Below are 9021 nucleotides of genomic sequence, written 5' to 3'. Positions count from 1 at the left end.
CGGGCGCTTAGCTCAGTTTGGACAGAGTGCTTGGCTTCGGACCAAGTTGCCGCGGGTTCAAATCCTGCAGCGCCCATTCGATTATCGAACGACCAACATCCGACAGACGGCGGCAGGTCACTTATAAAGCGACTTTGGCTGCCGAATTTGATTTCGTTCGATAGTCGAACGATTCCAAATGAGGTCGGTGCCTTCTGGCGATTCGCGTACATCCAAAGACGGGTGAATGGTACAAAATCAATGGGTCATTGGATGTGACGCGGGATCGAAACGATTGGACACTCTTACCGAACTGGTCGAATAGTTTCGATTCACAGAGTGAGCGCAGGCGGTCGCGCAGACTCGCTTGATTGGTGACCTGTAGATCACTAGTAGTATCCACTTTTATTGTAATTCGCTTTGAGGTGTCAGCTAATGCCCTCGGAAAAACTCGTCCCGTATTCTTTCGAAATATATGAACATGGGAATCCCGATAACGGCTACAACCTGACTCAACTCCACGCCCACGATACAGCCTTCGGTGAAAACCATATCCTCGATTTGATGGAGAATCTCTTCGAAAAACAAGAAAGTAACCTTGAGCCTTCAAGCAATGACAAGACGTTCGTCATCGAAGAGTACCACCGAGACGGGAATCTTATTGAGGGTATAGTTTCGACAGGCTACCACGGATACGAAGCGGAAATTCGTGATGTTGAATCGGGCGATATGACCCACCTGAAAGGGGAAGATGAGGCCGAACAAATGCCGTTGTACTTCCTCATTTATTTGCCCCAGACACGCGAGGGCAAGCCCTATAATAAAGGTCAGACAGCCTTAATCATCCTTCATCAAGTCAACCGGACTGGTGTGAAGGGGAAGTTGAAGAAGCATATCGAACAAACGTGTCTCTCGGGTGTGAGAGACTACACAATGAAGATGGATCCTGTCACCACAGAAGACGTACTTGAAAAAGTGATAGAGGCCGACCGAGTTGCTAAGTTGGAGATCAATGTCCGAAAGATCCCGGGAGACGACGAAAGCCGGATGGAGTTGCTGAAGGGATTAAGCACTGAGGAAGTTGGGACTCGTTCTATCGTTCTACGTCCCGAACACGGTGGGAGTTTCGAGTGGCTGAAGAGTAAGGCAGCCAGCTTTAAGGACACCGATAAGCACTTCGGGACGATCGTTAGCGACGATGTGGAGAATTTTACTGTGACCATACAGAAGGACGGTGGTCGAAGCGAAACGTTCTCGCTACTGAATGAAGAAGTCGCTATGCGGAAAGATCTTGAGAGCGACAAACTCCATACCGACTCGGGACTGATTACCGCAAACTCTCTCCGGAGCGAAGCCAACGAGCTAGCCAACGACATTTTAGACCAGCAGATTGTAAAACCAGTTAGCGGGTCAGCCAACGTTAAACGATGATATTTGGCAACATTGGAAGTATCATCAGCGACCACTACTCGTCCCTCGGTCAAGAGACGGGACTAAAAACCCCGTACGATTTGGTTTTCTTGGCCCTTGTCTTCGCTCTACTTCCGGTAGTAGTCGGGTTTTCTCTAGCTAACTATGTCGTGCTTTGGTCAGGATTTATCGCCGCCTCGGCTCCTGTTCTGAGTGTTTTAACAGGGTTTTCGATAAATACGATAATTCTGCTAATGAGGTACGACGAAGACGGTTCTCACCCATACGAAGAGAGAACCGTGCGGAAGACAAAAGAATTCACTCTCTACTCCATCTTAGCAGGTGTCGTCCTCATTATTTGCTTGGTGTTTGGGTTCATATTGTCTCGAATTGATGGGGCCGTTGGATCAGAAATCGCGTTTGTTGTGAGCGGTATCGTCTACACGTTGATGGCTCACTACTTCCTAACGCTGTTAGTGATAACTCACCGTCTCTGGTCTTTGATACACGGAGACGTTCTATGATACACGCACTTAGCGGGGCCACCACATCTGTCCACTGGGTTTCATATAGTGTCCGCTAGTCGTTCTCAAATAAGATGAATGGGGACGCTGTTAGGGAGTATGTGGAACAATCTGACGCTGTTCTAGAAGCCTCTCCCCAGATGGACGAGGCCAACACGAAGGCTGCCATCCTGCGTGACTTTTTGGACCTACTCGACTGGCAGATCCCGCAGAACACCCAACTCGAATACTCCGTTGAAGCGTTCGGACAGACGTATAAGGTCGATTACGCGTTGATTCTCGATGGAACACCGGTCGCCTTCCTCGAAGCCAAAGGGGCGGACACCGCTCTAACTGCCGACCACGACGAACAACTCTCGTCCTATATGATGAACAAGAACGTCAACTACGGAATTTTGACGAACGGGAAGCAGTACCGTTTCTTTCAGCGCCGGGTTGACGCCTCGAACGTGAATGTTCAGCAGGTCGGTGACATAGTCCTCGAAGACCTTCCCAACCGTCTCGCAGTCGTGAAGGCCTTCGAGAAGGACGCCATCGAGTCGGGGGAGTCTGGGAAGATCCTCGGTAGAATCAATGAACTCCGAGAAGCCCGTCGTACCCTTGAAGCCGAGAAGGACGACTTGGCGGTCGAACTCTCGAACGTGCTGGCTGATGAGGTTTCGGACGCTATCTCGTCGCTTGCGGAAACGCAGGCCAAGGAAATGATTGACCGACTCGTCGCGGATATTGAGTCTGAAATAGACGCTGATAGCACCGAATCTCCGAAAGACGGTGACATCGGTGGTCATAGCCCTGATCCAGCAGACAGCCACATCGTAGGACGCATCAAGCGTAGTGAAATTGAGGGTGACAACGATGCCAAAGTAGCGGTCTTCCCTACGAAAAGATCGGGTCTGGAGTTCCTGCGTGAAAACAATGCTTGGGGGTTCGTCCGTATCGGTCAGAATCCAGAATTTGTGGCGATGTACCTCTCTGAAGATGTGCGAGAAATAAAATACGTTGCTCGTGTCAGTGATATAGTCTCAGCCACCAAGGCAGACCTCGCTCGTCCCCGTGAAGCATACTTTGAATCGGCGTCCGACGAAGCTCAAGCCGGATTCGACCCTGACCAGCAAGTAGTGGTCTTTGAGGAAGGTAGCCTATACGAGTTGGAAGACCCGGTTCCCTACGAGACGAAGTACCCCCAGTCGCTCCAGTACACGACACTCGGAGCGCTCCGGACAGCAGAGACGACTGACGATATGCTCTAATCCTCTGATCCGTTCTCACTGAAAGACTTCGAGATGTTCTGTGCTAACTACTAAGTCAAACTGCCGGTTAAATAGGGTAACACGATGCTTTCTCTCCCCCCACTCGTCGATAACACCGACAGAACACTTGAAGACATCTACAAGAAGATTATCCCCCAGATCGAGGAAGCCCGCATCGCAACAGGGTATTTCTACCTCTCCGGTTTCGACCTTTACCGTGAAGATCTGGAACAACTCGCAGACCCCGAGGAACTCGGCCACGCACCACTTCGAATTCTTATGGGTCGGCAAACGGACAGGGGTACTGCCGATGAAATCAGTAAGGGACAAAACCTTCGACAGGAGCTCAAAGACGACATAGAAGAGAGTATCTCCGAACTAAACAACGCACAGATCGGACGACTTGATCGGCTCCGAGACTTTATAGCCGAAAACAAGGTCAACATCCGTGTGCGAAATCCAGAACAGGGCTACTTCCACGCGAAGGGGGCATCATTCCGAGCTCCACTCGAAGAAGAAGGCTGGGACGACGATGGGGACACAGACAACCGTGCCTGTGCGACCGTTGTTGGATCGTCGAATTTCACCGCAAGTGGCCACCGGAATAACATCGAACTGAATCTCACGAGCCAAGACCGCAGAGAGGCGGAAGCCTTCGAAGAATGGTACGATAACCAGTGGGCCAACGCAGAGGACTTCAGCGAAGAAATCATCCAAATCATCGAAAACAGCACCGAATACCAAGACTGGAAAGAGCAACAAGAAGACGAGACCGTGAACGGAGAAACAGACGAAGAACTTGGGACGTATATTGAACCGTTCGAGTTGTACAAGCTCCTCGCCTACGATGAATTAAGCGGGAACGTCACCGTCCGTGACAGCCCACTCTACTACTTCCAGAAACTCGGATACGAGAGTGCCAAGGAGAAACTCTCACGATTCAACGGGTGCATCATCTCCGATTCGGTCGGTCTCGGAAAATCGTTCATCGGTGGTGAGCTCTTGCTTGATTACCGACAGCGTGGCGACCGCTGTTTGCTTATCGTCCCTGCAAACCTCACCGACCAGTGGGAAGACCTACTCCAAGACGACACCGATGAGGATGGTAACCCGTACTTTGGCTTAGAGGTAGACGGCACCCATCTTAACGTGATGAGTATCAGCAAATTCCAGAACCTGACCTTCGGTGAGGTGCAGGAACTCAAAGACGCATTCGACGTGCTACTCATCGACGAGGCCCACCGATTCCGAAACTACGGGAAGTGGCGGCCAAAACCCGACCACGATGACGACTACAAGGGAACGCGTCGACACGCGAACCTGCGGCAGTTACGTGGGAAGACGATGATTATGCTGACCGCGACGCCGATCAACAACAGTGCAACCGATCTGAAGAACCTCATCAGCCTCTTCACCAGCCCAGAAGAAATTCGGAACAAAACCTCACTTGACTTCGATGCATTTGACGAGTACATCGACTTGTCACAGACACGAAAACAAATCGCAGCTGGAAAAGAAGAGGTAAGTGACGAGGAACAGCGGGAACTCACCGAACAGTTACAGCGGCATTCTGAAGAAATTTCGAACATCCTCAACGAGGTAATGGTACTACGGACACGGAAGCACGTGAAAGACCAAATTCAAGAAGACGAGGACTTTGAGATGAGTTTCGAACCCCCGAAACTCTTCAAACAACAGTACTCACTCCCACCGGCCTACCAACCCGTGTATCAGATGTTGCCGGATGTGATGGACGCACTTCACCTGCCTCACATTACGGTGAAGAACCCGAAAGCCGGCAGCACACTGAAAGCACTATACAAACTCAATCTACTGAAGCGATTGGAATCCTCAACGTACGCCTTCATCCAATCCATTGAAACCCTGCATAATAGTGAGCGACAACTCCTTGGGCTGCTGGATGGGCTTCCTGAAGACGAGAAGATCGATATGCTGCGAACGATTCAGGACGGCAACGAATCTGAAACGATTAGTGATTTCGTCGAAGGGAAAGATGCTGCAGAGGACCTCGAACAGACGCTTGAGGAGTTCGGATTCGATACGACTGCTGTTCAAGCCGAGGATGCAGGGGAGAGTGCGGACACGGATGAGTTAGCAGACGCGACGATCGGTGAAGTGAAGACGTACATCCAGGAAGATCTGACGCTGCTCGCGTATTTCCTCTCGCAATTCATCGGAGACGTTGCACGTGATGCTGGTAATGTGAGCGATCACGCTGTGTCCACACGACAATGGCTACACGATCACAATGCAGGGGTACTCCCGGATGTCCCTGAAGATGAAATCAATCCGATTCTCTATCCCCGAAGTGATCTAAGCGACGTTGACTCAGCGACCCGCGATTTCTATGATACTGTATTCTCCCTGCGAGAGTTCCGTGATCCGAAGATCGACCGACTCGTGGATGTACTTGATGGGTATGATGATGAGAAGGTACTCATCTTCACACAGTACCGTGCAACCGCTGATTACGTTTATCGCACACTCCTAACTAATCCAGACACACGGCTAACAGATGCGAACAGTGCGGTTGTGAAAGGTGGCGATGAGAATAAGCAGGACGTGATACAGCGGTTCGCTCCTGAAGCATCCGGATACCAGCAGACGCTTGCTGAAACCGGCGAATCCGAACTGCAGTACGTCGTTGCAACCGACACACTTGCGGAAGGAGTTAACCTTCAGGACGTATCAATCGCGGTGAATTTTGACCTGCGCTGGAATCCCATGACGCTGGTTCAGCGAGTTGGCCGGATTGACCGGATCGGAAGTACTGCGGAAAAACACGTGCATAACTTCTATCCAGACGGAGACATTGAGGCTGCGATTAAACTGTTGGAGCGCTTACAGGCGAAAATCAACGACATCGCATTGATTGTCGGTAAAGAGAATAATATTCTTGATCCGAACGAGGATCAAATACTCAACCAGGCAGGCGTTGAAACAGAGAAAACGATCGGAGAGTTACAGATTGACGAAATCGAGGATTCACTACAGAAGACTCGTGACATCGACGACGTGAATGAACTCGACGATACAAGCAAGAATCCGCTACTCCGGAATGCGGGAAGTAATGAAAACGCCGCGTTCGAACGGTACCTGCTGAAACAGGAGTTGAACGAGGACTTCGGACTCACAGAGAGTGATTTCGAATACGCTGAAGACTACTTTGACGACTCACCGGAAGAGCGCGAATTCCTGTATACGAACGTCACCAACCACGATGTAGGTCCACGCCCAGGAGTGTTCGGGCTTGCACACCTCTGGTTTGATGATGATGAGCAAGAGTCACCGCTTGGCCGTGTGCGTCGGGCATTCTACTACAAGCCTTTCGCTGACGATGTGAAAGAGCGTCCTGTTGGGACATTAAAAATGGATTCGTCAGTTACTGGTGAACCAATTACTGGAAACACAGATAACGTATTATCCAACCGTGAGGCAATTGAAGATGTTCTTGAGGACCGTTTAGAAACAATCCGTGAAGGACAAGTTAAAGGAGCGTTCAAGCAGGGTGAAACATTCTCAAAGGAACAGGAAACTATCTTAGATTTCATCACTCACTACCTACAGCCAAACCACGGTGAGATGTCGACTCCAATCAATGATCATGAAACACTTAATGAGTGGGCTGAGGAACTCAAAGAACGCCTACAAGACGTGAAGTTAGCAAACACAGATGAAGATCGAATTCTTCGGGATACCTTTCGACATAACGATCAGTATGATTCGTTCCCGGAATGGCCACCAATCGAATTTCTAGAAGAACTTAAAATATTCTTACAGGAGAATGTCGAAGCGTCTACAGAGTATCAAGCGAAGCTCGTAGGTGAAAGTGAGGTTCGGGCTCAATTGATGTGCTGGGGCGTAATCGGTACGTAGTCCTGTCTGAGTCACCACTACGGCTTAGGCCCTTCTTGTTCAAGAAGATCGTATCTTTCAGATACCATCTCAAAGTACTCCTCAGTCATTACTCGTGGATTCTGTACTCTGTGGAAGTCGTTGAGAATAAAATCCACGTCTTCACGGTTCAGGCCGTACGCGTGGAATGCGGCAGCATCAATCTCTGCCTGGAGTTCACGGCGTTCGCTCTTGTCTGTCGCAGATTCAATACCACCGAGGCGTTCACGCATCTGCTTGAACTCGTTTCCATAGCAGTTGAGACGCGCTGCTCGCGTAGAAATATACTCAAACCAGTCGTCACCTTCGGTAAGGTGTGGAACCTGAGATTCTTTGAACTTGTACATCACAACGGTTGAGTCAATTTTTGTTCTCATAAGGAAGTCAAATGGAATACTATTGAGCAGCCCCAATGTCACGAATAGCTCCTGATCCGAGAATATTCGATGATAAACGTCATGAAGTGGTGATTTTGATAGATTCTCTTGCTCGGGATCAATAGAATAGGGTCGGATAGTATGTAGCTTATTGTGACAAACTACTTCCTTCGGTATCACTGAAGCAATCATAGTCCGTTCATCGTTAGCGCGTGCTATGTCCCTGTAGACAATTCTGTACTCTGTACAGTCTAATAGAACATCTTCCTCTGAGAGTCCTTCACCGCGATGTTGATTCAGCGTCTTATCGACGAACTTTTTCTGAGAACCAGAACCATCAAATGCGTCGTAGAGCCCCCGCTTCAACTTTCGATAATTCTTTTCTCGGATCCGACGTTTTGCACTCTTCTCGGGATTGCTGTCTTCATTAACACTCCAGAATTTTGGGGATTCAAGATTCTCAACGTAATCCGGACTATAGGCGTACTGGTAGATGTTGCTACCGCCGAGAACCGGGTAGTCTCCTTCCTGCTCCTTCTCCACAAACCTATCACGATCATTAGTACGGTCTAGTTCACGATAGGGTGTTGCATACCAACTGTCACCAACTTGCTCCGAAACAGGCGCATGATCGAATATCTTCTCCAACACATCAACTTCCTGTTCTGTCTCCAAATACGGGAAAATCCGTGCCTCGGGGGAGTATTCTTCAAGTACTTTCCGTGAAATAGACATACCCTCTGACTCGATATTTTTCAGGAGACTTAGATCACCATCTCTGTATCCACCGTACACCTCATCAGTCTCGCCAGAAGCTTTGAAAACCGGGATTCCAAAGACAAACCGGTTATCTATTGACTCAAAGATTCCACGATTGGTGAATATGGTTAGCGTGTCTAGGTCGGTTTCGTTGAGAAGGTGCATACGAAGATCCTTCGCGGATGCACCATTGAACAGCACACCTGGTAGAACCTGGCTAACGTAACTTTCGTCTCTTGAAAGTTTGAAAACGCGTTCAAAAAACAACGCGGATAGATCGTTTTCCGTTGTTGATTTGCTTCCCCCAACAGTTGGACTCTGTAATCCGTAATCGGGAGAATTGCTGTAGTACTCTGCACGCATTTTCATTTCTTCTTGATACGACTCCCACCCCGATGCTATTTCTTCGTCTTGAAGAAGTTCCTCTTGGACCTCGTCCTTATTATCTGGCATCCGCGTTCTGAATACCTCATCATACTTCGAAAAGTAGTCATCTCGGAGCGGCTTGAGACGATCCCACGGGGGGTTCCCTATTAGGACATCAAATCCACCAGTAGCGTAGACCTCAGCGAATTCAAGAACCCAATGGAATGGTGAAAATTCCTGAAGCTCTTTTATGGCCTATGTTTAATCGCATGAAGGAAGTGGTATCTCCTGTTTTGCGGCCTTCTTCATGTTGTATACTGCACACATCAGGGTGACTTCCCGGAACTCTCGATACCAGGTTCGCGCTCGCAGGGCGGAGCCCAGCGAGCGCTTGACACTGGAGAAGACGGTTTCAGCCATTGACCGCTGGCCGTAGAGTTC

Annotated in this window: 6 protein-coding genes, 1 tRNA gene and 1 pseudogene; 5 read left to right on the top strand and 3 right to left on the bottom strand. The window is 49.4% G+C overall.

All coding sequences use genetic code 11. The annotated features are described in order from the left end of the window. Window position 1: 1 nt before the first annotated feature. The 5 genes from KM295_RS16430 to KM295_RS16410 all read left to right on the top strand — a co-directional run bounded on the left by KM295_RS16430 (window position 2) and on the right by KM295_RS16410 (window position 7060). A tRNA-Arg gene (locus KM295_RS16430) sits at window positions 2-76 on the top strand. A gap of 338 nt (window positions 77-414) precedes the next feature. Continuing rightward, the gene (locus tag KM295_RS16425) at window positions 415-1410 is read left to right on the top strand and encodes a hypothetical protein (RefSeq protein WP_256031406.1); all 996 of its coding nucleotides are present in this window, start codon (window positions 415-417) and stop codon (window positions 1408-1410) included. Beyond that, window positions 1407-1913, top strand: a complete 507-nt coding sequence (locus KM295_RS16420; protein ID WP_256031404.1) for a hypothetical protein — start codon at window positions 1407-1409, stop codon at window positions 1911-1913. The genes KM295_RS16425 and KM295_RS16420 overlap by 4 nt, the downstream gene beginning before the upstream one ends. A gap of 140 nt (window positions 1914-2053) precedes the next feature. Then, window positions 2054-3163: a type I restriction enzyme HsdR N-terminal domain-containing protein gene (locus tag KM295_RS16415; RefSeq protein WP_256031401.1), complete on the top strand. Its 1110-nt coding sequence runs from the start codon at window positions 2054-2056 to the stop codon at window positions 3161-3163. A gap of 84 nt (window positions 3164-3247) precedes the next feature. Then, entirely contained in the window at window positions 3248-7060 is a 3813-nt protein-coding gene (locus KM295_RS16410; protein WP_256031399.1) for a helicase-related protein, read from the top strand. Window positions 7061-7077: 17 nt separating this feature from the next. Here KM295_RS16410 and KM295_RS16405 read toward each other — a convergent pair whose 3' ends face one another. The 3 genes and pseudogenes from KM295_RS16405 to KM295_RS16400 all read right to left on the bottom strand — a co-directional run. After that, entirely contained in the window at window positions 7078-8667 is a 1590-nt protein-coding gene (locus tag KM295_RS16405; protein ID WP_256031396.1) for an Eco57I restriction-modification methylase domain-containing protein, read from the bottom strand. Window positions 8668-8694: 27 nt separating this feature from the next. Continuing rightward, a pseudogene (locus KM295_RS17180) lies at window positions 8695-8832 on the bottom strand (Eco57I restriction-modification methylase domain-containing protein); the annotation flags it as partial. Between the two features lie 9 nt (window positions 8833-8841). Continuing rightward, the coding region (locus KM295_RS16400; RefSeq protein WP_256031394.1) for a transposase at window positions 8842-9021 on the bottom strand (180 nt) is incomplete at its 5' end.

Source organism: Natronomonas aquatica (assembly GCF_024449025.1).
Taxonomy (GTDB): Archaea; Halobacteriota; Halobacteria; order Halobacteriales; family Haloarculaceae; genus Natronomonas; species Natronomonas aquatica.
Note: the sequence above shows the minus strand (reverse complement) of the source record. Positions and strands in the feature narration are given on the sequence as shown.

Excerpts from the sequence above, each read along its gene's own strand:
- KM295_RS16425 (WP_256031406.1), top strand. The coding sequence starts at position 415 with ATGCCCTCGGAAAAACTCGTCCCGTATTCTTTCGAAATATATGAACAT.
- KM295_RS16405 (WP_256031396.1), bottom strand. The coding sequence starts at position 8,667 with ATGCCAGATAATAAGGACGAGGTCCAAGAGGAACTTCTTCAAGACGAA.
- KM295_RS16410 (WP_256031399.1), top strand. The coding sequence starts at position 3,248 with ATGCTTTCTCTCCCCCCACTCGTCGATAACACCGACAGAACACTTGAA.
- KM295_RS16415 (WP_256031401.1), top strand. The coding sequence starts at position 2,054 with ATGGACGAGGCCAACACGAAGGCTGCCATCCTGCGTGACTTTTTGGAC.
- KM295_RS16420 (WP_256031404.1), top strand. The coding sequence starts at position 1,407 with ATGATATTTGGCAACATTGGAAGTATCATCAGCGACCACTACTCGTCC.